Here is a 23,956-nt window from a genome sequence, read left to right as displayed (position 1 = left end):
GGTAGCGAGTATTGGTTTGCCCCAACTGGGGCAAACCAACTAGCGAAAGGACGGCAAATGGCTGTGGACCCGGCAAGCATTGAAAAGCTGCTACAGGAACAGGAAGCGGAACAGACAAAAGCTGCCGAAGGAAACCGGCTTTCCCTGACAGACTACGTGCTTCTGGCCATTTTCCTAACGCTGTTTGTTGTTGTGTTTCTGCAGTTCTTCACCCGCTATGTCCTCAACGACTCCATAGCCTGGACTGAGGAAGCTGCGCGTTATCTGCTTATCATACTCGGATTTGCGGGAGCGTTTAAGTGCCAACAGCTCGACCTCCACATCAGGTTGGAATTCGTCGATCACTGGCTACCCAGGCAAGCAAAGTATCTGAAGTTTTTTGCACTGATTGCCACGACGGTGTTTTTTGCTTTCTGCGGCTACTCCCTGCTTGAACTGATCGAAAAGACGAGCTTTCAGCACATGGTGTCGCTGCCGTTCCCCAAATACTATCTCTACTACGTTCTTTTGGCGTCAATCGTCGCCATCGTCTGCCTCCAGCTTGTGCAGTTGACAAGGGCTTTTCGGACACTCTTCAAATGACAATCATCCTTTTGTTTGCGAGCCTTTTCGCGTTGATGCTGTTGCGCGTACCGATAGCCGTCGCGCTCGGACTGTCGTCTCTGGGCTACATTCTGGTTGAAGGGCTGCCATCCGTCGTCCTACCGCACAACATGATCGCTGGTATGGACAGTTTTCCCCTTCTGGCCGTTCCATTTTTCATACTCGCCGGGGCTTTGATGAACTCGGCCGGCATCACCTCACGCATATTCGATTTCGCGCGTTCTATTGTCGGATGGATGCATGGTGGCCTTGGCCATGTGAACATCGGCGCGAGCATCATTTTCGCAGGGATGTCAGGCGCCGCCGTTGCCGATGCTGGTGGGCTCGGCGCAATTGAAATCCGCGCGATGCGGGACGCAGGCTACGACGACGACTTTTCCGTTGGTGTGACGGCAGCTTCGTCAACAATCGGCCCGATTATTCCTCCTTCTCTTCCGCTTGTGATCTTTGGCGTGATGGCGTCCGTCTCAATCGGCGAATTGTTTGTTGCAGGCATCGTACCAGGGCTGCTGATGGCGTTGTCACTGATGGTCATGGTCTGGTTCTATTCGCGCCGTCGGAACTATCCGAGGGATACCGAATTCCGGCTGGGGAATGTCTGGAAAACGTTCAAACGTGCCTTTTTGCCGCTAATGACACCGGTCATTATTGTTGGTGGCATTGTCTCGGGCGCTTTCACGCCAACGGAAGCGGCGGTTTGCGCTGCTGCGTATGCCATGGGACTGGGGCTTTTTGTTTACGGCACACTAAATGCCAAGCGCTTGGCCACGGCCGCGATGGAAACGATCGAAATGACGGCCTCCATCCTCCTGATTGTTGGCGCGGCAAGCGTGTTCGCCTGGATCTTAACAGCCAATCAGGCCGCGGCCCTTTTCGCGCAAGGGCTGTTGTCACTGACCGAAAACAAATACCTGATTTTGCTATTGATCACTCTGGTCGTCCTGGTGGTCGGCCTGTTCATGGAAACGATTGCGGCTATTTCCATTCTGGTTCCGGTTCTTTTGCCCGTAACACAGCAAATTGGTGTCGACCCTGTGCACCTGGGCATCATTGTAATTTTGAACCTGATGATCGGACTTTTGACACCGCCCGTTGGCATGGTGCTTTTTGTCCTCTCGAAGGTCTCGAACGTACCATTTGAAAGATGTGTCAAAGCAACGGTGCCGTTCCTGGTGCCTTTGATAGGCGTGTTGCTCCTTCTGACCTTCGTGCCTTCGCTGACGCTTTATCTGCCCGAAGTTCTTTACCGGCAGTAGATCTTGGCGTGTCAGAACGCCGGAAGACCTCAAGAACACCTGTCGAAGGTTCCACTTTTCTAAAGTGGAGCCTTCTTTGAATTTCTCGCGCATTTTTGGCTGCCTTTCGGAAATTCCGCATTTGCATTCTGCAACTGGAAGATGGAGGATCAGACACGGACATGGTGTCCTGCCAAAGTTTGCCAGTGTGAATGCGCCTGTCGAACAGCTGTGCGCTTCGTGAACGAGAATGCGGTGCGGAGAGGTGATCGCACCAGCAGCGACATGCAGCTTTGGGATCTCAGTCTTTTCCCCCAATCGCAACAAGTGCCCAATTCCGGCAACGGCACCGACAAAACCTCGCTGAACACCACTATGCATGAAACGATAACTCCGGTGACGCTCAATTGCAGGATCGCCCACCTCTTCGCCGAGTACCGGTCGTGCTGTGCAATGATTGTCAGAACAAGGCCAAGGAGAATTGCCGCAATTCCAAATCCGAGTATGGGAAAGAGGAACATCGCGCCGTGCATGGCTATGGGCAACGCTGTTATTCGGAGCCAGGAGCCTTCCACATCGAACTCGGTTACGTGCCTTGTTAGGGCAAGCCGGAGAAGAGCGAAACAAACGAGCGCTGTCATTGCCATTGCGATCGTTCGGGCGGAACACGGCGGCTTCAGGATTGAGATGCGCCGACTGCTGAAGAGTGAGCAGGGCGATCCCGCCAGCAACCAGAAGCGCAACCAGAAGCGCAATCAGATCGCGCACTATTGCGGGTCTTGCTGCGCGTTCGCGATCATGTGCAGGCCTTACTTCGCATCGGGAGAATATATGCTTCAGACGCGGCAGAAAGGATTAGAAAAATGTGATCAGCGTCAGCGCAATGATCGCCATGGACAATGGACGCCCGAAGAATTGTCCCCAGAGATTGCCAATCATCTGCCAGAACTCCGGAGTTGATGCGAAGACGCCCCGCCGGAGAACCAGCATCGCGCCGATCACACACTCCACGACCGACTGTGTGTTGGCGCCGGTCGCGGGTTTGACGCTGACGCCTCTCTCTGCACAAGCCTCAAAGTCGATATTCTCCAGTCCGACCCCGAGACGGCCAATGACGCGAAGGCCTGGTGCGGCGTCCGGAAGAGCCAGGTCAACCCGCGTTCTATTTCTCACGATCAATGCATCTGCTTGCGCGAGGTCCCGGTGCAGACGCTCGGTATCGTCAACCAACGTCGGGTCATAGCAAACGTCAATTGCCGGGCGAAATGCCTCAAGAGCTGCTTCGTGCATGAACTTTGAAATGACGGTCTTTTCTGCCTACTAAGCCCCTCCCACAAGACCGTTCTTCCTCAGATCTGCACCAATCCTGCAGATCCGAGGTGACCATAGCAAGGTAGGCTCATGCCCTGCTTGCAGTCTACGGCTGGGAGGCTCTCAAGCGCACAAACGCGCCCTCCGATTTGTTGAAAGCAAACGTCAGCCGGACTGTTCGGCGATCAAGTCCCGGCCCATTTGCTGAAATAGATCCAGGTAGTCCAGCAAGACCCAGTTTTCCATGATCTTTCCATTTGCACAGCGATAAAAATCCATGACGCGGAGGGTGAGGGACCGACCGGAGGCCGCTACGCCCAGATAGTCGCCTGCATGCGTCATCGTCATGGAAGGCCAGCCGCTGACAGCTGCGTAATTGCCATCACCGATCCGGCAATAGTGATCACCGCCAACACGGTCTGGAAAAGCGGTCAGGAAAGACGCCCGGTGGTCTTTTTCAAAGCCGCTCCAGCGATAGTTGGAACCGATTCCACCGGGTCCGTACCAGAGCATGTCGTCATGCCAGTAGCCGTCGTCACCTGTCTGGCCCTTTGATGTGAAAGTATCAGGGTCGAACGCCTTGAGGTCGGCCAGCATTGCCTCGCACAGGTCCAGCGTTTTTTCTCCGTCAGCCTGTTCGGTGGGCAACACACCGTCATGCGTGGCCGGGCCCGGGAACAGCATTTCCGTACCCAGCATCTTCGGCAGAGGCAATCCGCCCGACTGGCGCATCAGGTCCAGCAGGTCGATGATTATCTTCGCTTCCGATATTCGTCCGTCAGGCTCCACGCGGTAAAACTCTCCCGCGCGCAGAAAGGCGAGGTGGCCTGACGGTTTGACACCGAAAAGCGGCTCCTCGAAATTGCCGACATAATGCACAACACTTGCCAGCCAATGCCCTCCAGGCGCACGCCCGTTTGGACCTCCAATGAAGATTTCGTCGCGGCGGCGAACATCTTTCAAAGCGTTTGTCAGCGGATCGAAGAAGCCGGCAACAACGGCATCGCGGCCTTTGAGGCGGTTGACCGGAAAGGCGACGTCAAAGACAGCGTCTTCTGCCAGATGACGGTCAAACAGGTCCTTTGCCTGAGAAGCCGAGACCGTATGAACCGCATTCAGAAATTGATGCGGGGGTATCCGAAAATCGGGCATTTCCAAACCTTTGAGATGAAGAGCTGAACGTGGCTTGATGTCATTTTTGCATTCGTATGCAAAAAATCATTGCCAAAGAATGATAAGTGTGTCTACTTATTTTGCATAGGAATGCAAAAATGAGTTTGCGAACGGTTCGGGAGGGGCGCTGTGGCTGAGATTCAGCTGAAAAACGTGTCAAAACGTTGGGGGGCCTTTGTCGGCGTCGACAACTTCAACTTGACGATCGCGGATCGAGAATTCCTTGTGCTTCTGGGGCCCTCCGGTTGCGGCAAGACCACAACGATGCGGATGATCGCCGGCCTTGAGGATGCCTCGGGCGGTGAAATTGTTATTGGTGACCGGGTGGTCAACAATCTCGAGCCCAAGGACCGGGATATCGCCATGGTCTTTCAGTCCTATGGCCTTTATCCGAACATGAATGTCTATGACAATATTCGCTTTCCGCTGAAAGTGCGCAAGGTCGATCCCTCGACGCATGACGAAAGGGTCATGCGCGCTGCCGATATGGTTGAGCTGCGGGAGTTTTTACATCGCAAGCCGGCGGAACTTTCAGGCGGTCAGCGTCAGCGCGTCGCGCTTGCCCGCGCCATTGTGCGCGAACCGAATGTCTTCCTGATGGACGAGCCGCTTTCCAACCTTGACGCCAAGTTGCGTGTGTCCACACGGGCACAGATCAAGAACCTGCAGCACGAGCTCCAGGTCACCACGATCTACGTGACACATGACCAGATCGAAGCAATGACGCTTGCCGATCGGGTCGTCGTGATGCAGCGCGGCATCATTCAGCAGGTTGGCACCCCCACTGATATCTACGACAAGCCTGCCAATACGTTCGTGGCGGGATTTATCGGTTCCCCCGCAATGAACCTCATGAACGGCACGTTAAAGGGTGGCACGTTTTCCGGTGAGCATGTCGAAATTGGCGGGTTGAACGGCCCGGACGGACCCGTGACCCTGGGTTTTCGCGCCGAAGATGCAGCCGTTGCTCAGTCTAGCGCTGAAGCGGAGATCAACGCGCCGGTCTACACGATGGAGCTTCTCGGCGACGCCACAATGATCACGGTCAAGGCGGGTGGTGCGCTGATCTCTGTGAAGGCAAGCAAAGACTATCGAATTGAGATTGATGAGACCGTCGGTCTGCATATTCCGCCGGAGATCTGTCACCTTTTTCATCACGAGACAGGCGCGCGTCTCGACGCCTAAAGCCTGTCCATACCCGGCACAGCCGGTTTCCAGAGATGCGTCATCGGCGCAAGGAATAGCAGGAGGACAAATATGCTTGTGAAAAGACTATTGTTGGCAGGTGCCATGTCATTGATGGCAACCGCTGCATATGCTGAATGCGGCGTCGAAAACGGCCGGATCAGTATCATCGGCAACGAATTCCCGGCAATTCAAACCGTTGGAGCGGGCGCTCAGGAATGTGCTTCGGACACGGTTGAAGTCAAATCGAACCTTACAGCCGACCATCAGAAGCTCAATGTTGCTGGCATGAGCGGAAATCCGGCCGAGTACACCACAGCCATCATTGCCAACTCGTCCATCGTCGCCTTGATGAACGATGATCTTATCCGCCCGCTGGACGATCTTGTTGCCAAGCATGGCGACGGGTTGAGCAAGAACCAGCTGATCACAATCGACGGCAAGGTCATGGCAGTTGCCTTCATGGCCAATGCGCAGCATCTGGTTTACCGCAAGGACGTCCTTGATGAACTTGGCGTCGAGCCGCCGAAAACCTATGAAGACATGCTCGGCATCGCGCAAATGATCCGCGAGAAGGGCATCATGGAAAACCCTGTCGGCGGTGCCTATGCCGCGGGTTGGAACCTTGCTCAGGAATTTAACAACATGTTCCTGGGCTTTGGCGGTGAGTTCTTCAAACCGGGCACCGCAGAACCGAACGTCAATTCCGAAGCCGGCGTCAAGGCTCTGGAAATGATGAAGGCACTCAGCGAATACATGAACCCGGACTTTCTGACCCATGATTCAAACGCCACAAATGCCGAATATCGTGCCGGCAACGTTGCGTTGATGAACATGTGGGGGTCGCGCGCAGCTACTTTGACCACAGCGGATGGTGTGCCACAGGAAGTTGTTGACGGCTTCGCCATTTCCGGTCCGATGACCGTTGGCGGTGGCTCAACGCCGGCTTCGACACTTTGGTGGGATGGCTGGACCGTTGCAAAGAACATTTCCGACGAAGATGCAGAGGCGACTTTCGTTGCAATGAAAAATGCAATCGATCCGTCCATTCTTAATGACGACGGTGTTGCGATCCAGGCCGTATGGCTGATTGACGGCTATGAGCCGACAGCTGCAGCAACCGGTGTTTTCGATGCCGCCAACAAGGGTACGATCCCTTACCCGACTTTCCCATACATGGGCCTGATGCACACAGCACTTGGCGCTGAATTGACTGACTTCATGCAGGGTAAGGAAAGCGCTGAGCAGGCGCTCAAGGATGTGGAAGCTGCTTACACAGCTGCTGCCAAGGAAAAAGGCTTCCTTTAATCGGGACCGCCTGGAGTGCGTCCAACTGGACGCACTCCATTTTCTCCAATCAACCAGATGATCGGGCAACGGTATGAAACACAGGACCTTCTTTTGGTTTTTTCTACCGACAGCACTTGCAATGCTGATCTTCATCGCAGCGCCAATAGGGTCGGTCGTGATCCAGTCGCTGTTCGTACCTCATGAAGCCGTTCTGGTTGAGACGGAAAACTGTGGTCCCTTTGGCTGCACCAAGAGTGTGGTGATCGACCAGGAAGCAACAGCTGAACTGCGTGAAGCCGAGCCGCTTGGGCGGTTTGCGGGACTTGGGATCTATCTGGATCGCGGGCACCTGGCTTTTGCAGAGGTGAGCGAAGCCTGGACCACTAGCCAGAGCATCGGCGAGTTCTTTAGCGATGTCGGCGATCTCCCCTTCTATCGGGCAATGGCGTTCACGCTGACTTACACATTTGTTGTGACGCCTCTGCTCATCGCCCTCGGATTTGTGATTGCGCTAGCGGTAAATTCGCTGAACCGCAGAATTCGCGGCTTTGTCATCTTCTTTTCGCTTCTGCCAATGATCGTTACACCGCTGATCGGATCGCTGACCCTTTATTGGATGATCGACAGTCGCGGCGTCATTGGTGAGTTCATCCAATATGTTGCAGGCAGCCCGGATCTTTCGCTGAAGGCCTCGACACCGTTGATGTGGATCGCATTGATGGTTTACGGCATTTGGCACTCGGCACCTTTTGCATTCGTTGTTTTTTACGCCGGACTACAGACCGTGCCGCAAGACACGCTGGAAAGCGCGCAGATCGACGGCGCAACACGCTGGCAGCAGACCAGATATGTTGTGCTTCCGCATCTGACGCCGCTCGTGACATTTGTGGCGCTTATCCAGCTCATGGACAATTTCCGCGTGTTTGAGCCGATCATCGGTTTCAATGCCTCCGCTCATGCGACGTCGCTTTCGTGGATCATTTTCAACGATCTAAGCGGAGAGACCAACCAGCTGTCAGCGGCTGCAACCACGTCCGTTCTGACGATTATCGGGGTGGCCATTTTGCTGTCGCCGGTTCTTGTGCGCACTTGGCGCGACTTTAAAGGGAAGGCTTGAGCCATGAGTTCATCTGCCAGACAGGCACCGGTTTCCCTCAAGGTTGCCTCGACCTTATTCATCGTTTTCTGGCTTGTGCTGGCAGCGTTTCCCTTCTTCTGGACGCTGTGGGGATCCTTCAAGGTCGAACTCGATTTCTTTTCGATCGCCGACTGGACCAATGCCATCACCGGCAAGCTGACCGAAGAAACGCATGGTTCGACCTTTACCGGGGCCGGATACTATGGTGCCTGGGTACAGGAAGAGTTTTGGCGCGCTGCGTTGAATACCGGCATCGTCTGCGTATTTGTCGTCGTCACCTCATTGACGATTGGCACGCTTGGTGGATACGCGCTCAGCCGCTCCAACTACAATTATGTCTTCTGGCTCCTGATAGCTGCGCTGATTTTCCGCGCCATGCCCCAAATCACACTGGTTTCGGGGTATCTGCCACCGTTTTTTGCCTGGAACCTTTGGGGGTATCTGCCGACAGCGATCATCGTGCTTGTGGCGATCAATCAGCCATTCACCCTTTGGATGCTGCATTCGTTCTTCAAGAAGATCCCGATCGATCTTGATGAAAGCGCGAAGGTTGATGGGTGCACGCAGTTTCAGGCCTTTCGCTATGTCATCATTCCGGTGATGTGGCCCGGTGTAATCACGACCGGATTGTTCAGTTTCCTGCTGGCTTACAACGATTTTGCTGTAACCACGATGCTGCTGAACGAGCAGAACCGGACCATGGTGCCGAAAATCGCGGCGTTCCTTGGAACGACCTATACCGAGGGTAACGTGATGTTCGCTGTTGCAGCTGTTGTGTCCGCCACTGCACCGTTGTTCCTGCTCGTGATGCTGTTCCAGCGTCAGATTGTCTCCGGACTGACCGCCGGAGCGGTGAAGGGCTGATCGGTGAACCAGGTGTCCCCCATACCGGCAAACAAGGCTGCCCTGAAGGCGTATGTGGACGCCTGCAGATTGGGACATGCCGGTGGGGCAGTTGCAGCAACGCATCGTTTTTTCGCTGAAGATGCGGTCATCAATCTTGTGCATCCTTTGAACGAGATAGTCGGACCGGGCAACTATGTCGATCGGTTCCTGGGGCCCCTCAAACAAGCTTTCAGCGGACTTGGGCGGTCCGACTATATCGCTTTCGGTGGAAGCTTTGAGGAGGCAGGCTGGGTAACTTCGACAGGCTACTATTTTGGGAATTTCAAGTCACCCTGGCTTGGCATCAGACCGACGGGAGCGCTAGCTTATCTCCGATTTGGGGAATTCCACCGAATGGAAAATGGGCGCGCTGTCGAGAGCTACATCTATCTCGATATCCCAGAGCTGATGATTGCGGCCAGTCAATGGCCAATTGCCGTTTCACCGGGAGCAACCCGCGGATATACCGGGTATCTGCCCGGCCCTGTGACCCAGGATGGTTTGCAGTGGCACCACAATGATCCGGCGGTAAGTGCGGTTTCCTTGAAGATGGTTACGCACATGCTGCGCAAGCTCGCGACCAAGGACGAACTGTGGCGGCCGTACTGGCACGAAAACATGCTCTGGTATGGCCCCGCAGCCTTCGGGAGCTTTGCGGGTCTGGAAGGCTTTGCCGGATTTCAGGTGCCTTTCGAGAACACATTCAGTGAATGGATCGGCGGAGCTGTCGAAGGCAGCCGCACCCGGCATTTCACGCGTTTTGGCGACGGCAATTATGTCTGCTCGGGCGGATGGCCGTCACTGAACGCGGTTCAGGCGAAGCCATTTCTGGGGCAGCCGTCCAAAGGAGATCGTCTCTATATGCGCGTGTGCGACTGGTGGCGGCGCGAAGGTGACAAGTTGATGGAGAACTGGGTCTTTGTCGATGTGCCACACGTGCTTTTGCAGTTGGGTTTTGATGTTTTTGAAGAAATGAACAGAGGCCGGACATGAAGGGATCTCGTCCTGAACAGGCTGTTTTGAGCCGCGATACGGATATGAGCAAAACCGATGAGACGAAACGTGTCATCGAGACAATGGTAGATGGCCTCAATGACCACCGGATCGCCGACATTGGAGAATTCTTCTCCGAAGGTTTTCGTTGGCTCGGCAACACCGGCTGCGGCACCAAAACCGGACTTAAGGAATTTCAGGACAACTGGCAAAAGCCGTTTCAGGCGGCCTTTTCGGAAAAGGTTTGCGTGGACGAAGCACGGCTCTACATGGGCGAGTGGGCGGCTGCATTCGGGAGGCAGGAAGCAACACATTCCGGTGCATTCATGGGCGTCGAGCCGACCGGAAAACGGGTTGAGATCCGCTATATGGACTTCTGGAAAGTGGTAGACGGCAAGATTGTCGACAACTGGGTCATGGTCGACTTTCCGCATGTCCTGGCTCAGCTCGGAATAGATGTTTTCAACGGGGAAGGGTGGGAGGCCTTCGACCGCGGAAACCGTCAACCCCCCGTTCCTGGCAAGGCGGCCTAACCGGGCCGCAGACAACTTCCAGAGCAATCTGAATAAGCGTCTTGATTGTTCTGCATACGTATGCAAATTGAGAATTGACAATTTTGTGCAAGCGGTAGAAGGCCGGAACAAGACCTTCGCCGGCGCTTTGAAAGGGAAGAAACATGGCGATTGAATATCTCAAGCGTGGCAAGCCTGAAGCCGAACGGTCTGAGGATGACGCCAAGGTTCGTTCAATCGTCGAGGGAACGTTGCACGAAATCGAGACACGAGGCGACGCCGCCGTGCGCGAGCTTTCGGAGAAGTTCGATAATTATGCACCACCGTCCTTCCGCCTGTCTCCGTCTGAAATTGAAGCCTTGATGAATCAAGTGTCGCCACGCGACATGGCTGACATCAAATTTGCGCAAGAGCAGGTGCGGAAATTTGCTCAGGCACAACGCGATTCCATGCTCGACATCGAGGTGGAAACGCTGCCCGGTGTCATTCTCGGTCACAAGAACATCCCGGTGCAGTCGGTCGGTTGCTATGTGCCGGGCGGCAAGTTTCCGATGGTCGCTTCAGCGCATATGTCCGTCGCGACCGCATCCGTGGCGAAAGTGCCACGTATCGTTGCCGCGACGCCCCCCTTCAAAGGAGCGCCTAACCCTGCGGTCATCGCGGCCATGCATCTGGGTGGTGCTCATGAGATCTACGTGCTTGGCGGTATTCAGGCGGTCGGCGCAATGGCGATCGGGACCGAAACCATTGACCCTGTGCATATGCTGGTTGGACCTGGAAATGCATTTGTCGCCGAAGCCAAGAGGCAACTCTTCGGCCGTGTCGGGATCGATCTCTTTGCAGGACCAACAGAAACTATGGTCATTGCGGATGAAACAGTTGATGCGGAAATGTGCGCGACGGATCTCCTGGGGCAGGCAGAGCACGGCTATAATTCCCCGGCTGTCCTCGTCACAAACTCCCGCAAGCTTGCCACAGAGACTTTGGCGGAAATCGACCGCCTCCTTGAGATCTTGCCGACTGCAGAGACTGCAGCGAAATCCTGGGAAGACTATGGCGAGGTTGTCCTGTGCGACAGCTACGAAGAGATGCTGGCGGTCGCTGACGATATTGCCTCCGAACATGTGCAGGTGATGACGGACAGGGACGATTGGTTCCTGGAAAACATGACTTGTTACGGTGCGCTGTTCCTGGGGGCCCGTACCAACGTTGCAAATGGTGACAAGGTTATCGGAACGAATCATACGCTGCCGACAAAGAAGGCAGGCCGCTACACAGGAGGTCTCTGGGTTGGGAAGTTCCTGAAGACGCACTCCTACCAAAAAGTACTGACGGACGAGGCTGCGGCTGAAATTGGTGCCTATTGTTCCCGTCTTTGCATGCTTGAGGGTTTCGTTGGCCATGCCGAACAGGCCAATATCCGGGTGCGCCGCTATGGAGGCGGCAATGTACCTTATGGAGAAGCAGCAGAATGATAAAAGTCCATGGACGCCTGACATCCGCCAATGTTCAGCCCGTCGTCTGGTGCCTGGAAGAGCTGGGCCTTTCTTATGAGCGTCTTGATGTCGGCGGGCCGTTCGGCGGCAACGACACTGCGGAATTTCTTTCAATGAACCCGCTGGGCCTTGTGCCCGTGCTGGAAGATGGTGGCGAAACCCTTTCTGAGGCCATGACCATATTGCGGTACCTGATACGCAAATATGGCGATCATCCCACCGATCCCATGGCTGCAGCGCAGATCGAGCGCTGGGCGGATATGTCGAGGCAGCACATCTATGTGCCGCTCATCCCGACCATTTTCATACAGTTCGTGCGCACCACTGTCGAAGACCGGAACTCAGCCGCAATCGCCGCTGCCGAGGCAGCTCTCAAACAAGCCATGACAATTGTCGAACAGTTGATAAAGGGTCCTTATATCGGCGGCGATGCGCTCAACCTTGCCGATTTTCAGATCGGAGGTCTGTTGTACCGATACTATGAGCTGGAGTTCGACCGCGCGGACCTGCCGGGGCTCAAGGCTTATTACGACAGGCTGTGTGAACGACCTGCTTATCAGAAGAATGTCATGATCGACTTCTGGCCGATGAAGGTGCCCGGCGCATGACGTTGGACACGCATACGCAGCACAAAGCGCGCATCGCCTCCTTGCGCGAAGCGATGTACGATTTTGAGGAGGTGAGTGTCCGCAAGGCACTCACCGAGCTTTGTTCTCCGGATGCCGTGTTTCGTCTTTGCCATCCAATTGGCGAAACGACAGGAAGCGACGCTTTTTATGACAAGGCCTATGCGGCCTTGTTCAAGGCAATACCTGATCTGGAGCGCCGGGATACCATCGTGATGGCCGGCTCGACACCGGAAGGCAATGATTGGGTCGGATGCGGTGGGTATTACACCGGTTCCTTCGAAAATCCATGGCTCGATATCCCGGCGACCAGGCACCAGGTTGCCATGCGTTTTCATGAGTTTTTTCGTTTTGCCGACGGCAAGGTGGTCGAGTTTCAGGCGCTTTGGGACATTCCGGAAGTCATGATGCAGGCCAGCGCCTGGCCAATGGCTCCAAGCCTTGGTCGGGAGTGGCAAGTGCCGGGCCCTGCCACTGCCGATGGCATCGTACCAGGTCCCTACGACGCAGGTGCCGGCAAAGTCACCTGTCAGCACATTATCGATATGCTCACATACATGAAGCGGCATCCGTCGCAAGGCGGCCCTGAAGTCATGGAAATGCCAAGGTTCTGGCACCCTAGGATGAGCTGGTACGGTCCTTCCGGTATCGGGACTGGGCGCGGCATCGAGGGATTTCGCAAATGGCACCAGATCCCCTTCCTGAACGGAATGCCGGACCGTGGACAATACGTGGATCAGGTCCAGTATCACTTCTTTGGCGACAGAAATTTTGCCGCCGTGACTGGTTGGCCGAACATGATCCAGACCGTTTCGCACGACGGTTGGATGGGAATTGCCCCATCTGGCAAGAAGATCACCATGCGCAGTCTGGATTTCTGGAGACTGGAGAACGGCCTGATCCGTGAAAACTGGGTGCTGGTCGACCTCTTGGACGCCTATGCGCAGCTCGGTGTTGACGTTTTCCAGAGGCTCCGGGAATTCAACAAGGCCCGCGCCGGCTTTGACCCAGACACCGGAGTGGCCTTTCAATGATCGAGCTTCCTTCCACCCCAAGTTTTTCTCTTGCCGGTAAACGCGTCCTTGTTACAGGTGCTTCCTCCGGTATCGGGCTGGCCTGTGCCACAGTATTGGCGGAAGCTGGCGGCGAGGTTGTCCTGGCTGCCCGGCGTGAGGAAAAGCTGAAAGAGGCAGTCTCAGCGCTCAATGGACGAGGCTGGAAGGCATCTGCCTTGCAGCTCGATATTGCCGATGTGCTGGAAGTGCAGGTGAGCGTGGAAAGACACGGGCCGTTTGACGTGCTCGTAAACAGTGCAGGCCTTGCAAGGCACACCCCGGCGACACAAACCACGCCTGAAGATTTTGACGCGGTGATGAATGTCAATCTCAGGGGGGCCTATTTCATCACGCAGTGTGTCGCCAAGGGGCTGATCGAGGCGGGAAGACCCGGTTCCCTGATCAACATGTCATCTCAGATGGCCCATGTCGGTGGCATCGATCGTGCTGTCTATTGCGCATCGAAGTTTGCAGTTGAAGGGTTCACCAAGGCGATGGCCCTGGAATTCGGTCCGAAACAGGTGCGGGTCAATACTATTTGCCCAACCTTCATACGAACACCTTTTACCGAACAGACCTTCGACAATCCCGAGCGGGTCAAGTGGATCGAACAAAAGATCAAGCTGGGTCGCACTGGTGTTGTGGAAGACATCATGGGCGCAGTGCTTTATCTGGCAAGTGATGCCTCGTCCCTCGTGACCGGAACCTCCCTTCTGGTTGACGGAGGTTGGACGGCAGACTGATGGGCAGCGAAAAAGTCACATCCGTTGAAGTTGCACGGCATGCCGGTGTCAGCCAGTCGGCGGTCAGCCGTGTCTTCACACCGGGTGCCTCCGTGTCTCCTAAAATGGCGGACAAGGTCCTGAAGGCAGCTGAAGAGCTTGGGTATCGGCCAAATGTTCTCGCCCGCTCACTGATCACGGGGCGCTCTCGCATCATCGGCCTCGTTGTGGCCTATCTGGAAAACCAGTTCTACCCGGACGCTCTGGAAAAGCTTTCAAATGCCCTTCAGGCTCACGGGTATCACATTCTGGTTTTCATGGTGTCGAATGATGATGCTGGTATCGACAAGGTGATGGGTGAATTGCTCGACTACCAGGTCGACGGCATCATCACCGCCTCGGTCGGCATGTCGAACGAGCTTGCCTCACGTTGCTCAAACGCCGGGGTTCCGGTGGTGCTTTTCAACCGTGGACAGGACGACGAGCGCCTTAATCAGGTGACCTCCAACAATTTCGAGGGCGGCCGAAAGATTGCCGAATTCCTTGTGGCCGGTGGTCACAAGCGCATAGCGCATATTGCCGGATGGGCTGGGTCTTCAACGGGGCGAGACCGTGAAGCAGGCTTCCGTGCCGGGTTGGAAGCAGCCGGTCAGGAACTTTTGGCCTGTGTTGACGGAATGTACAGGCGCGAGACCGCTGCCGCTGCAGCGCTCGACATGTTCAAGGGCGGGGATCGCCCTGACGCGGTTTTCGTCGGCAACGATCACATGGCTTTCGCTGTCATGGATGTCCTGCGGTTTGAGTTGAAGCTGGATGTACCGGGCGATGTTTCGGTCGTTGGCTACGATGATGTGCCTCTTTCGTCCTGGCCCGCCTACGACCTGACAACGTTGCGCCAGCCTTCCAACCGGATGGTGGAAGCGACGGTTTCCACGCTGCTTGGCTGGATCGAGGAAGGCAGCAAGGACGTTCAGAAAATCAAGATAGATGGGCCGCTCATGATCCGCGGGTCCGCACGTGTACCGGAAGGATGGCCGAATGAAAGGCTTTGACCCGCACTGGAAGGACTTTCCCGACTACATTATCGGGATCACCCGAGAGATCTGGGAAGAGCGAAAGATCGCCACGCTTCATCACTACTATTCTGACGATATCGTCGTTCGTTCGCCTGGTTCACTCGTTGTAGGCAACCAGGACGTCATCGGGGCGACAATGGCGACACTTGCCGAATTTCCCAATCGCACGCTTCTGGGCGAAGATGTCATTTGGTCCGGTTCACCTGAAGAAGGCATGCTGTCGTCTCACCGGATCATTTCAACAGCGACCCATCTCGGGGACGGTGTCTACGGCAAGGCGAGCGGCAAGAAACTGCAATACCGGATCATTGCCGACTGCCACGCGATCAACAATCAGATCAATGACGAGTGGCTGATCCGGGACCAGGGTGCGATCGTGCGTCAGATGGGATGGGATCCGGCGGACTATGCGCGAAACCTCATCACTCGCGAGGGTGGCCCAAAGGAATGCGTGCGGCCATTCACGCCTGCCATTGATCAACCGGGCCCATACAAGGGCAAGGGCAATGACAATGAGTGGGGCGCTAAATACGCCGACATTCTAGCCCGCCTTATGAACGCCGACATGTCAGCAATTGAAGCCGAATATGATCGGGCCTGCCAGCTTGCCTATCCAGGTGGTGTTGCCGGTTGTTCCTGGAGTGATGCAGACCGGTTCTGGATGGGGCTGCGTGCAAGCTTTCCGTCTGCAGAATTCAAGATCGAGCATCAGATTGGCCGCGATGACCCGATGATGCCGCCGCGCGCGGCGCTGCGTTGGTCGCTCCACGGCACCCATGACGGCTGGGGTGCCTTCGGCGAACCATCTGGTGCCGACGTCCACGTGATGGGTGCCGCACATGCCGAATTCGGTCCATGGGGTCTGCGCCGGGAATACGTACTTTTTGATGAAACGGCGATCTGGAAACAGATTGTCCTGAAAACAGGCTGATAGCCAGCCGCAACACCAACAGGTTCCGTCATGACCCCTGAACAAATGGAAACACGGATCGTCCGATACGGCGATTTGAAACCCTGCCGTACGGCCTTTATCGATGCTCATACACCCGGGTCCGATCAAAAGGAAAACTTCACGATCATTGGTGGCGGTGTTTCCGAAAGCCCGGACCAGCACGTCCATATCAAGGAGACACCGGGCTTTAACATCGGTGCGGCCGGACAACCGCCAAAATGCCGGAATTCACTTCACTCGCACACAACGGCCGAAGTCTTTTATGTCTTGAAAGGGCGGTGGCGTTTCTTCTGGGGCCGCTGGGGCAAGGCCGGAGAAATGGTGCTTGAAGAAGGCGACATCTTCAATATCCCCACCGGGATTTTCCGAGGCTTTGAAAATATCGGCACGGACTACGGAATGATCATGGCGATCCTGGGTGGTGACGATGCCGGCGGAGGGGTGACATGGGCGCCGCAGGTCATCGAAGACGCCGCAGATCATGGCCTTGTGCTGGGGGAAAACGGCGTCCTTTATGACACAAAAAAGGGTCAGTCTCTGCCTGCTGAAGTCAATCCGATGCCGCTCTTGAGTGAAGAAGAGCTGAAGGCGTTTCCGGAACTGCGCAACGACATTGTCGTTCGGGATTATATCGCCCGGTATTGGGACATGATGGCGCTTGCGGCGGGCAATCCTTGCAAGGTGATTGGTGAGAATGCGCTGCTCAAGGACAAGCCAGGTTTTGAAGTCGAATTCCTGACCCGCGGATCGATCCCCGAAACCGCTTACAGGCTGAACTGCCACGAGATCCTGATGGTCATGCGCGGCCATTGGAAACTCAGTTGGACGGGTGGCGAAAAGGTGCTGGCCCCGGGGGACACCTGCGCTGTTCCGCCGGAACTGGAGCATAGTCTGGAACCCTCGATGAGCGGAGAAGCCAGCCTCTTCAGAGTGATGAACACAGACGACCCCGCAGGTCCAACCTGGATCGGCTGACCAAGGGTTTTGAAGGACAGGTCAACCTGTTCCGCAAGGGGGAAATGCACATGAGCAAAATCGAAGTCACGCACGTGGGATCGCTGCCACGCACGCAAAAAGTCGTCGACTACATATTCGCCCGGGAAAATGGTGACGACTATGAAACTGCGGCGTTTGACGCGGCAATGACGGAAGCCGTCAATGAAACCGTGCGCAAACAGGTGGACGCCGGTGTCTCCATTGTGAGCGACGGCGAGACTTCCAAGATATCTTACGCAACTTACGTGAAGGATCGATACACCGGCTTTTCAGGTGACAGTCCGCGCAATGCGCCTGCGGATCTGAAGCTCTATCCGAGCTTCCTGAAACGCATCGCAGAAAGCGGCGGCACTCCAAAATACGCCCGGCCGATGTGCACTGGTGAAGTTCGTTCAAAAGGGCAGGGGGAACTGGAAAAGGACATCGCCAATCTGAAGGCGGCGATGGCCGCCAATGGGGTCGAGCGCGGCTTTATGAATGCAGCGTCTCCTGGTGTGATCTCACTCTTTTTGCAGAACGACTTTTATCCTTCGCGTGAGGCTTACCTTGAAGCCCTGGCCGAGGTCATGAAAGCGGAATACGAGACAATCGTTGGAGCAGGGCTCGATCTGCAGTTGGACTGTCCCGACCTCGCCCTGTCGCGGCACATGCTCTTCACCGACCTGTCCGACGAAGAGTTTATCAAGATTGCCGCAAGCCATATCGAGGCCTTGAACCATGCCCTTCAGAACATTGATCCGGCGAATGTGCGTATTCACATTTGCTGGGGCAACTACGAAGGACCGCACGTGTGCGATATTTCGATGGACAAGGTTTTTTCCACGCTGATGTCCGCACGTGCAAGGTATGTTCTCTTCGAAACGTCGAACCCGCGCCACGCGCATGAATGGAGCGTCTTCCGGGATCGAAAATCAGAAATTCCCGAAGACAAGATCCTTGTGCCGGGTGTTGTCGACACCACGACGAATTTTGTCGAACACCCGGAGGCCGTTGCACAGCGTCTCGACCGGTTTGTCGACATTGTTGGCGCTGACAGGGTGATCGCAGGCTCCGATTGTGGTTTCGGGACATTTGCAGGTTTTGGCGCCGTTGATCCTGAGATTGCGTATGCCAAGCTCGGCGCTCTTGCTGAAGGGGCTGCCATCGCTGGAGAGCGTGCGTGACCCCTTTGGTTCTATTGCCCGGCATGATGTGTGATGCACGCCTTTATGGGCCGCAAATAGCAGAATTGTCCGGTGAAGTGCCGTTACATCTGGCGCCCGTGACCGGGCACGAGAGCATTCGCGAGCTTGCGGAAGATCTCCTGCAAAATGCTCCTCCTCGCTTCGCGCTCGCCGGCCTTTCAATGGGTGGCATTGTGGCGATGGAAGTCGTTCGCCAAGCGCCTGAGCGCGTTGTCCGGCTTGCGTTGCTCGACACCAATCCGCGTGCCGAACTTGATGAGGTCAAGAAAGGCCGGGAACCGCAGATAGACAAGGTTCGGGCCGGCAGCCTCAAGGACGTCATGAGAGACGAATTGAAGCCCAACTATCTGGCGAACGGACCGCGCCGTCAGGATGTCCTGGACTTGTGCATGGACATGGCGCTGGATCTTGGTGCTGGTGTGTTCGAGCGTCAGTCGCGGGCATTGCAGACACGGCCCGATCAGCAGGACACTCTGGCTGGGGTCACATGTCCGACCCTCGTTCTCATGGGTGCCGAGGACAGGCTTTGCCCGCTCGATCGACATGAACTGATGCATGACCTCATAAGCGGATCGACATTGACGATCGTGGAGGGCGCTGGGCATCTCCCGACACTTGAACAACCTGACGCTGTCAATGAGGCGTTCAAAACCTGGCTGGAACTCTGATGGACATTGATCTCATCGACCTCCTGAAATCCGTCGACACACCGACTGTCTGCAACGCAATTGAAGTCGCCGAAGGGCGGCGCGGTTTCAATCGTTTCACGCGCGGCACAATGCTGTGTTCCGCACCAGAGGATGGTGCAATGGTCGGGATCGCAAGAACGGCAAAGATCTCCGCCTTGGCGCCGCCAACAGAGCCGGCTGAAGTTATCAAGGCTCGGCGGATGGACTACTACCGCTATATGTCGGAAGGTCCACGCCCGGCGATTACAGTTGTCGAGGACCTCGACTATCCAAATGCAATTGGAGCCTTCTGGGGCGAGATCAACACGACGGTACACAAGGGGTTTGATCTGGCCGGCACGCTCACCAATGGCGTCATGCGCGACCTCGGTGACTTGCCAGAAGGGTTTCCAGTTGTCGCCGGATCCATTGGCCCCAGCCACGGATATGTGCATGTGAAAGAAATCGACACTCCGGTGAAGATCTTCGGCCTTGAAATTCACCCCGGTGAACTTGTGCACGCAGATCGCCACGGTGCACTTGTGATACCGGACGCGGTCGTGCCGAACCTTGCCGGCGCCATCCGAAAGCTCCTTGAGACTGAAATGCTGGTTTTGGGCCCTGCACGCGAACCAGGGTTCAATTTCGAGAAATTTCAAGCAGCATGGACCGCGTTCGAAAAGGCGCGAACGTGAGCCTATTGGGTTCTCTTCACGGGTCTCGGCTGCCGTTGCTGGTTCAAATCGGCCGGGCGCTCTTAAATCGTCGTCTTTGCGCGACTGGTTCCTTGAAAGTGTTTGGCTGAGAAAGCATATCGAGGGGAAACGGACCAAAGCCAGTTCCTTGGGTACTTCAGTGCGGCAGAGTTTTTGTCTGTACAGGTACTCATTGCCGCATTGGACCAAGTGCCGAACATGCACTAAACATCAAGCTGAGCTCATCACGCAGGGCTGAACATCCGCCTTCCGCCCCTGATCCCCGAAGACTGAAAGGACACATCACATGTCGCTTCGCATCAACGATATTGTTCCGAATTTCACCGCTGAAACCGACCATGGTCAGATCACTTTCCATGACTGGATCGGCGACAATTGGGCGATCCTCTTCAGTCACCCCAAAGACTTTACCCCGGTGTGCACGACTGAGTTCGGCGCAGTGGCGCAGCTTGCTGCGGAATGGGAAAAGCGTGGCACGAAGGTGATCGGCGTGTCGGTAGACAGCGCAGACGATCATAAGAAGTGGAAAGCCGATATCGAAAAGGTTGGCGGTGCCGCTGCCGGATTTCCGATCATTGCCGATGAGGGGCTGGAAGTTTCAAAGGCCTTCGACATGTTGCCGTCAGAAGCGTATCTGCCGGATGGCCGTACACCTGCGGACAGCGCGACTGTGCGTTCGGTTTTCATTATCGGACCGGACAAGCAGCTGAAACTGTCGATGACATACCCGATGACTGTCGGCCGTAACTTTGCCGAAGTGTTGCGTGCGCTTGATGCACTGCAGACAACAGGCAAGGGTGTTGCAACACCGGCCAACTGGGAAGTTGGTCAGGACGTGATTATCCCGGCGACCGTAAGTGACGAAGATGCCAAGGCAAAATTCGGTTCTTTCGAGACCGTTCTGCCGTACCTGCGCAAAACCAAGGTTCCGGCCTAACGCCAATTGCCGGAACAGCGCTCAAGAGTGCCGTTCCGGCGTCCGATCACAGTCTCATCGGCGATTGAACCGTTCGAATGTGTCGGCGATCCGTTTTGCCTAACTCAAGCTGTGACGGTCTGGAGATCACCAAACGTCTGCAAAGAGCAGGTTATGACCTTGATGAGGTCACGCCAGATGCAGACAACTGGAAATACGCACCTCTCTTTTAATGCGGCGCTTAAAAGCGTCAGTAGCGCATCACTTGGCGAGTGAACTCTGTCGTGATGTCACAATACCGGAAAATGAAAATCCGCTCATTGTGCCTTGCTGGCGTTTGCCTCGGCGGCCGTGCGCCAGTCACTGGCATAGGTCGCAAGACCTGGAATAACCGCGGGTTCCACCGGTTTCAGGCTGAGATCAATGGGCTGCCCACCCAATTCTTGTGCTGCCAGGCAAAGCGCACCTATCACGACACCATTTTTTTCTTCTGACAGCTCTGTTTTGTCATCGGGGCGCAGAGCTGCGACCAGTGGCGCATATAAAGGTTCCTTCAAAAAGGTGCCGTCGAGCATCAAGCGGCGACCACCGTCCAGAACATCCGCGCAGTTGACCGTCAGCAGGGCAGCCTGCAACACCGCGAGAGCCGTTCGGTCTGCTGCGGTTTCCGGCATCGGCCCAATAATTTTGCCACGGCCGGCGCTGCCGGGAAACTGGCCGTCATTGTTGCTGAAGCTGGGAAGGGCCAAAGTGCCTTGATTCACGATATGGGCGAGCGCCTCAAGCTTCGCGCCGTCGCCGTGCCAGGTGGGGCCGGCAATTGCCGAAAACTCACGTCCTGCCATCACCAGTGCACCGCCAACAGGCATTCCGCTCATGTCGGCGTTAATCGTCGTGCCTCGATCGTGATTCAGTGTTGCCGTGTTGGCTTCCCTCGACATCGCAACGACCCAGGTTCCGGTCGAAACCAGTGTGAAGTCTTCAAGTCCAGCGGCAATGTAACGGTAAAAGTTCGAGCTGGAATCATGAGCACCGGTCAGAACGCCAATTGTGTCTGGCAAGCCGTATCGGCTCTGCAACTCGGGGCGAATATTGCCGAGTTTTGACCATGCCGGCCGGAAGTCGGGCATAAGCCCGCGCCAGCTCTGGGCATCCACGATGGGGCTCCACTGTCGTCGAGGAACATTCCACAGATGCGATTGAGCCCCCATGGCAGAAAATTCCGAAGCGGCAACGCCGGTCAGCCACCATCCCCAGTACTGGGCAATGTTCAAATAGTGGCTTGCCTTTGCAAAGGTTTTTGGATTTGCCCTTTGCATAAGAAGCAGTTGCCGCGCCGCGTGGGTCGAGGCCATCATCACCTGGCTTCCGCGATCCTCGAATGTGCCGCTTATGCCGAGATATTCAGTGTTGATGTCTTCCGGGCAGCTTTCTTCATAGTCAATCATGGGCAGCATCGCGCCCATGTGTTCGCTAGAAGGGTCCCCACCCACAAGAACACCTCCCGCGCCGTGTCCGACCGGTATCAGGAGCTCGATCGGGTGGTGCAGGCAGATAGCTGCAAGCGTTTCTCCCAACCAATCGCCAAGTGTCTTGAGGTCATGGTGCCGCCAGGGAGGGCCGTCCGATACTTTGTTCGGCGTCGACCGGTTCTCAAGCAAGTGTCCCGCTGGATCCGCCACCCAAAGGTCAACGTTGGTTTTACCAACATCGAGGACCGCGATTTTGCCCTTGCCGGTCATTCCCGATATCGAATTACGAAGTTGGCTGAAGTTTGATGCTCCCGAACAAGCCGTCCATTTGGCAGATCGTTCTCCTCGACTTTGGCATCGATTTCGGCCTCACTAAGCTGAAAAGCCTGCCAGCGTTCGCTGAGTCTTTTGCGAAGCTCGCTTTCAGGAACGTCCAGCGATACCGTGACGTCGAAAAAGGGAAGCAGGTCTTTCCACGGAGTTTTGTCCAGAAGAAGGTAGTTTCCTTCTGCCACCAGAATACGAACCGAATTGTCAATCAGGCGCGCTCCTGCGCGTGCGATTTCAATCTCCCGATCGAAAACGGGAACTGCCACATCCGGTTCTTTGTTGTCACGGAGCCGGGCGAGCATGGAAGCAAGCCCGCCGACATCAAAGGTGTCTGGAGCGCCTTTTCGCGGACGCAGGCCAGCCGGCACGAGATACAGGTCGTCATAGTGAAACCCGTCCATTGGAAACACTTCAGCAATACCGGGCTGGCCTGCGTTCATGCGATCAACAAGGGATTGTGCCAGTGTCGATTTGCCTGATCCGGGTGCACCGGCAACCGCGCAGATGATGCGTTGCCCTGAGGTCATGCCCAGCAGATGGTCTGCCAGGGCGGCTTCTGAGATTTCCACGCTCATATCAAACGATACTGCTTTGCCTTGTTGCGCAGGAAGGGGAGGCCCTTGTCCATCACTTCCTCGAAAGAGTTGGCGACAGGCCTCCAGATAGCAAGGCCGTATCCCACTTGGGGCGGCATGTTGATGAAACTTTCCATCGCCAACCCTCCCTTGAAGCCGATCGCCGCCAGAGTGGCGTAGATTTCATCCCAGTCGCAGGTTCCTTCGCCCGGCGTTCCCCTGTCACTTTCCGACAGGTGGATGTAACGCAGATGGTCACGCGCATCGAGGATCCCGTTGCCCGCGCCTTTTTCCTCAATGTTCATGTGATACGTGTCGAGGTGAATGAAGATGTTGTCGGCTCCCACCTTCTCAATCATGTCCTTCGCCTGCCAGCCCGTGTTGATCAGGTGGTTTTCATAACGGTTCACCGGTTCGATCCCGAAGTCGATACCAAGGTTCTTGGCATGTTTCGCCGCGGCCTCCAGGGCACGGGCGATATTGTCGTATTCGGTCTGGGTTGGCGGCACGCCGGTGCGCTCGCCTATCCCGCCATAGGTCACTCCAGACAGCGCTTCCGCACCCATGGCCTTGGTCATGTTCATTGCATCGATCAGATGCTCGATGGCACCGTCCGGGTTCACCGAGGCCCAGTTTTCCTGCGGCAGACCCAGCGAGCAGACGGCCCGCATGTCGTGCTTGGCCAGAAGATCGCGTGTGTGCTGCGCGTCGACGACGCTTGTGTCCAGAAGCGCGATCTCGATGAAATCCATTTTGTAGGCCGCGGCAGCCGGTATTGTTCTTTCTGCGCCCGCGCGGTCCCAATGCATGGTCCACATGCTTGTATGTACGCCGAAACCTTCCACGG

General features: G+C 55.8%; 25 protein-coding genes. 19 read left to right on the top strand and 6 right to left on the bottom strand.

Annotation, left to right across the window (positions count from 1 at the left end; translation table 11 throughout):
• The first annotated feature begins 57 nt into the window (after positions 1-57).
• Together Q0835_RS02470 and Q0835_RS02465 are read left to right on the top strand one after the other, a co-directional pair.
• Complete coding sequence (locus tag Q0835_RS02470) at positions 58-582, top strand: TRAP transporter small permease (protein WP_298816158.1); 525 nt, start codon at positions 58-60, stop codon at positions 580-582.
• On the top strand, positions 579-1,859 hold the full coding sequence (locus Q0835_RS02465; protein WP_298816160.1) for a TRAP transporter large permease: 1,281 nt from the start codon (positions 579-581) through the stop codon (positions 1,857-1,859). Before Q0835_RS02470 ends, Q0835_RS02465 begins: the two co-directional genes overlap by 4 nt.
• Positions 1,860-2,008: 149 nt before the next feature.
• Here Q0835_RS02465 and Q0835_RS02460 read toward each other — a convergent pair whose 3' ends face one another.
• The 3 genes from Q0835_RS02460 to Q0835_RS02450 form a co-directional block, all read right to left on the bottom strand.
• Positions 2,009-2,479, bottom strand: a complete 471-nt coding sequence (locus Q0835_RS02460) for a tripartite tricarboxylate transporter TctB family protein (RefSeq protein WP_298958184.1) — start codon at positions 2,477-2,479, stop codon at positions 2,009-2,011.
• A 214-nt stretch (positions 2,480-2,693) separates the two neighbouring features.
• Positions 2,694-3,128 carry a hypothetical protein gene (locus tag Q0835_RS02455; RefSeq protein ID WP_298958183.1) on the bottom strand — a complete coding sequence of 145 codons (435 nt, stop codon included), beginning with the start codon at positions 3,126-3,128 and terminating at the stop codon, positions 2,694-2,696.
• 186 nt (positions 3,129-3,314) lie between these two features.
• Complete coding sequence (locus Q0835_RS02450) at positions 3,315-4,301, bottom strand: ester cyclase (RefSeq protein ID WP_298958182.1); 987 nt, start codon at positions 4,299-4,301, stop codon at positions 3,315-3,317.
• Positions 4,302-4,451: 150 nt separating this feature from the next.
• Here Q0835_RS02450 and Q0835_RS02445 point away from each other — a divergent pair, with 150 nt between their 5' ends.
• The 17 genes from Q0835_RS02445 to Q0835_RS02365 all read left to right on the top strand — a co-directional run bounded on the left by Q0835_RS02445 (position 4,452) and on the right by Q0835_RS02365 (position 20,753).
• Positions 4,452-5,507, top strand: coding sequence for an ABC transporter ATP-binding protein (locus Q0835_RS02445; RefSeq protein WP_298816169.1), 1,056 nt, complete (start codon positions 4,452-4,454; stop codon positions 5,505-5,507).
• A gap of 72 nt (positions 5,508-5,579) precedes the next feature.
• A complete protein-coding gene (locus tag Q0835_RS02440) occupies positions 5,580-6,815 on the top strand; it encodes an extracellular solute-binding protein (protein WP_298958181.1) in 1,236 nt (411 codons plus the stop codon).
• Positions 6,816-6,888: 73 nt separating this feature from the next.
• Entirely contained in the window at positions 6,889-7,914 is a 1,026-nt protein-coding gene (locus Q0835_RS02435; protein WP_298958180.1) for a sugar ABC transporter permease, read from the top strand.
• Positions 7,915-7,917: 3 nt separating this feature from the next.
• On the top strand, positions 7,918-8,799 hold the full coding sequence (locus Q0835_RS02430) for a carbohydrate ABC transporter permease (protein WP_298816175.1): 882 nt from the start codon (positions 7,918-7,920) through the stop codon (positions 8,797-8,799).
• A gap of 12 nt (positions 8,800-8,811) precedes the next feature.
• The gene (locus Q0835_RS02425; RefSeq protein ID WP_298958179.1) at positions 8,812-9,813 is read left to right on the top strand and encodes a hypothetical protein; all 1,002 of its coding nucleotides are present in this window, start codon (positions 8,812-8,814) and stop codon (positions 9,811-9,813) included.
• Complete coding sequence (locus Q0835_RS02420) at positions 9,810-10,346, top strand: ester cyclase (RefSeq protein ID WP_298958178.1); 537 nt, start codon at positions 9,810-9,812, stop codon at positions 10,344-10,346. The genes Q0835_RS02425 and Q0835_RS02420 overlap by 4 nt, the downstream gene beginning before the upstream one ends.
• Positions 10,347-10,489: 143 nt before the next feature.
• Entirely contained in the window at positions 10,490-11,800 is a 1,311-nt protein-coding gene (hisD, locus tag Q0835_RS02415) for a histidinol dehydrogenase (protein ID WP_298958177.1), read from the top strand.
• On the top strand, positions 11,797-12,429 hold the full coding sequence (locus tag Q0835_RS02410) for a glutathione S-transferase family protein (RefSeq protein ID WP_298958176.1): 633 nt from the start codon (positions 11,797-11,799) through the stop codon (positions 12,427-12,429). The genes hisD and Q0835_RS02410 overlap by 4 nt, the downstream gene beginning before the upstream one ends.
• Positions 12,426-13,481 carry an ester cyclase gene (locus tag Q0835_RS02405; RefSeq protein ID WP_298958175.1) on the top strand — a complete coding sequence of 352 codons (1,056 nt, stop codon included), beginning with the start codon at positions 12,426-12,428 and terminating at the stop codon, positions 13,479-13,481. The genes Q0835_RS02410 and Q0835_RS02405 overlap by 4 nt, the downstream gene beginning before the upstream one ends.
• Complete coding sequence (locus Q0835_RS02400; RefSeq protein ID WP_298958174.1) at positions 13,478-14,245, top strand: SDR family oxidoreductase; 768 nt, start codon at positions 13,478-13,480, stop codon at positions 14,243-14,245. Before Q0835_RS02405 ends, Q0835_RS02400 begins: the two co-directional genes overlap by 4 nt.
• Positions 14,245-15,276, top strand: coding sequence for a LacI family DNA-binding transcriptional regulator (locus Q0835_RS02395; RefSeq protein WP_298958173.1), 1,032 nt, complete (start codon positions 14,245-14,247; stop codon positions 15,274-15,276). Before Q0835_RS02400 ends, Q0835_RS02395 begins: the two co-directional genes overlap by 1 nt.
• Positions 15,263-16,231, top strand: coding sequence for an ester cyclase (locus Q0835_RS02390; protein WP_298958172.1), 969 nt, complete (start codon positions 15,263-15,265; stop codon positions 16,229-16,231). The genes Q0835_RS02395 and Q0835_RS02390 overlap by 14 nt, the downstream gene beginning before the upstream one ends.
• A gap of 30 nt (positions 16,232-16,261) precedes the next feature.
• The gene (locus tag Q0835_RS02385; protein WP_298958171.1) at positions 16,262-17,227 is read left to right on the top strand and encodes a cupin domain-containing protein; all 966 of its coding nucleotides are present in this window, start codon (positions 16,262-16,264) and stop codon (positions 17,225-17,227) included.
• A gap of 50 nt (positions 17,228-17,277) precedes the next feature.
• Complete coding sequence (locus tag Q0835_RS02380) at positions 17,278-18,411, top strand: cobalamin-independent methionine synthase II family protein (RefSeq protein WP_298958170.1); 1,134 nt, start codon at positions 17,278-17,280, stop codon at positions 18,409-18,411.
• A complete protein-coding gene (locus Q0835_RS02375) occupies positions 18,408-19,100 on the top strand; it encodes an alpha/beta fold hydrolase (RefSeq protein ID WP_298958169.1) in 693 nt (230 codons plus the stop codon). Before Q0835_RS02380 ends, Q0835_RS02375 begins: the two co-directional genes overlap by 4 nt.
• Positions 19,100-19,795 (top strand): RraA family protein, encoded by a 696-nt coding sequence (locus Q0835_RS02370; RefSeq protein ID WP_298958168.1) that lies wholly within the window; start codon positions 19,100-19,102, stop codon positions 19,793-19,795. Before Q0835_RS02375 ends, Q0835_RS02370 begins: the two co-directional genes overlap by 1 nt.
• A 307-nt stretch (positions 19,796-20,102) precedes the next feature.
• Positions 20,103-20,753: a peroxiredoxin gene (locus Q0835_RS02365; RefSeq protein ID WP_298816199.1), complete on the top strand. Its 651-nt coding sequence runs from the start codon at positions 20,103-20,105 to the stop codon at positions 20,751-20,753.
• 296 nt (positions 20,754-21,049) lie between these two features.
• On the opposite strand, the gene Q0835_RS02360 is transcribed toward Q0835_RS02365, so the two are convergent.
• Genes Q0835_RS02360 through Q0835_RS02350 form a run of 3 tightly spaced genes read right to left on the bottom strand, consistent with a single transcriptional unit; the run spans position 21,050 to position 23,954 of the window.
• Complete coding sequence (locus Q0835_RS02360) at positions 21,050-22,474, bottom strand: FGGY family carbohydrate kinase (protein WP_298958167.1); 1,425 nt, start codon at positions 22,472-22,474, stop codon at positions 21,050-21,052.
• Entirely contained in the window at positions 22,471-23,109 is a 639-nt protein-coding gene (locus tag Q0835_RS02355; RefSeq protein ID WP_298958166.1) for a nucleoside/nucleotide kinase family protein, read from the bottom strand. Before Q0835_RS02355 ends, Q0835_RS02360 begins: the two co-directional genes overlap by 4 nt.
• Positions 23,106-23,954 carry a sugar phosphate isomerase/epimerase gene (locus Q0835_RS02350; protein ID WP_298958604.1) on the bottom strand — a complete coding sequence of 283 codons (849 nt, stop codon included), beginning with the start codon at positions 23,952-23,954 and terminating at the stop codon, positions 23,106-23,108. The genes Q0835_RS02355 and Q0835_RS02350 overlap by 4 nt, the downstream gene beginning before the upstream one ends.
• Between the last annotated feature and the right edge of the window lie 2 nt (positions 23,955-23,956).

Origin of the sequence: uncultured Roseibium sp. (assembly GCF_947499295.1) — a bacterium.
Taxonomy (GTDB): domain Bacteria; phylum Pseudomonadota; class Alphaproteobacteria; order Rhizobiales; family Stappiaceae; genus Roseibium.
The sequence above is the reverse complement of the archived record's forward strand: the minus strand, read 5'-3'. Positions and strand labels throughout refer to the sequence as shown.

What these genes read in the sequence shown, in the direction of transcription:
- Q0835_RS02380 (WP_298958170.1), top strand. Translation starts at nt 17,278, where the DNA reads ATGAGCAAAATCGAAGTCACGCACGTGGGATCGCTGCCACGCACGCAA.
- Q0835_RS02390 (WP_298958172.1), top strand. Translation starts at nt 15,263, where the DNA reads ATGAAAGGCTTTGACCCGCACTGGAAGGACTTTCCCGACTACATTATC.
- Q0835_RS02450 (WP_298958182.1), bottom strand. Translation starts at nt 4,301, where the DNA reads ATGCCCGATTTTCGGATACCCCCGCATCAATTTCTGAATGCGGTTCAT.
- Q0835_RS02470 (WP_298816158.1), top strand. Translation starts at nt 58, where the DNA reads ATGGCTGTGGACCCGGCAAGCATTGAAAAGCTGCTACAGGAACAGGAA.
- Q0835_RS02455 (WP_298958183.1), bottom strand. Translation starts at nt 3,128, where the DNA reads ATGCACGAAGCAGCTCTTGAGGCATTTCGCCCGGCAATTGACGTTTGC.
- Q0835_RS02385 (WP_298958171.1), top strand. Translation starts at nt 16,262, where the DNA reads ATGACCCCTGAACAAATGGAAACACGGATCGTCCGATACGGCGATTTG.
- Q0835_RS02405 (WP_298958175.1), top strand. Translation starts at nt 12,426, where the DNA reads ATGACGTTGGACACGCATACGCAGCACAAAGCGCGCATCGCCTCCTTG.
- Q0835_RS02360 (WP_298958167.1), bottom strand. Translation starts at nt 22,474, where the DNA reads ATGACCGGCAAGGGCAAAATCGCGGTCCTCGATGTTGGTAAAACCAAC.
- Q0835_RS02410 (WP_298958176.1), top strand. Translation starts at nt 11,797, where the DNA reads ATGATAAAAGTCCATGGACGCCTGACATCCGCCAATGTTCAGCCCGTC.
- Q0835_RS02355 (WP_298958166.1), bottom strand. Translation starts at nt 23,109, where the DNA reads ATGAGCGTGGAAATCTCAGAAGCCGCCCTGGCAGACCATCTGCTGGGC.
- Q0835_RS02465 (WP_298816160.1), top strand. Translation starts at nt 579, where the DNA reads ATGACAATCATCCTTTTGTTTGCGAGCCTTTTCGCGTTGATGCTGTTG.
- Q0835_RS02400 (WP_298958174.1), top strand. Translation starts at nt 13,478, where the DNA reads ATGATCGAGCTTCCTTCCACCCCAAGTTTTTCTCTTGCCGGTAAACGC.
- hisD (WP_298958177.1), top strand. Translation starts at nt 10,490, where the DNA reads ATGGCGATTGAATATCTCAAGCGTGGCAAGCCTGAAGCCGAACGGTCT.
- Q0835_RS02365 (WP_298816199.1), top strand. Translation starts at nt 20,103, where the DNA reads ATGTCGCTTCGCATCAACGATATTGTTCCGAATTTCACCGCTGAAACC.
- Q0835_RS02370 (WP_298958168.1), top strand. Translation starts at nt 19,100, where the DNA reads ATGGACATTGATCTCATCGACCTCCTGAAATCCGTCGACACACCGACT.
- Q0835_RS02460 (WP_298958184.1), bottom strand. Translation starts at nt 2,479, where the DNA reads ATGACAGCGCTCGTTTGTTTCGCTCTTCTCCGGCTTGCCCTAACAAGG.
- Q0835_RS02440 (WP_298958181.1), top strand. Translation starts at nt 5,580, where the DNA reads ATGCTTGTGAAAAGACTATTGTTGGCAGGTGCCATGTCATTGATGGCA.
- Q0835_RS02435 (WP_298958180.1), top strand. Translation starts at nt 6,889, where the DNA reads ATGAAACACAGGACCTTCTTTTGGTTTTTTCTACCGACAGCACTTGCA.
- Q0835_RS02395 (WP_298958173.1), top strand. Translation starts at nt 14,245, where the DNA reads ATGGGCAGCGAAAAAGTCACATCCGTTGAAGTTGCACGGCATGCCGGT.
- Q0835_RS02430 (WP_298816175.1), top strand. Translation starts at nt 7,918, where the DNA reads ATGAGTTCATCTGCCAGACAGGCACCGGTTTCCCTCAAGGTTGCCTCG.
- Q0835_RS02420 (WP_298958178.1), top strand. Translation starts at nt 9,810, where the DNA reads ATGAAGGGATCTCGTCCTGAACAGGCTGTTTTGAGCCGCGATACGGAT.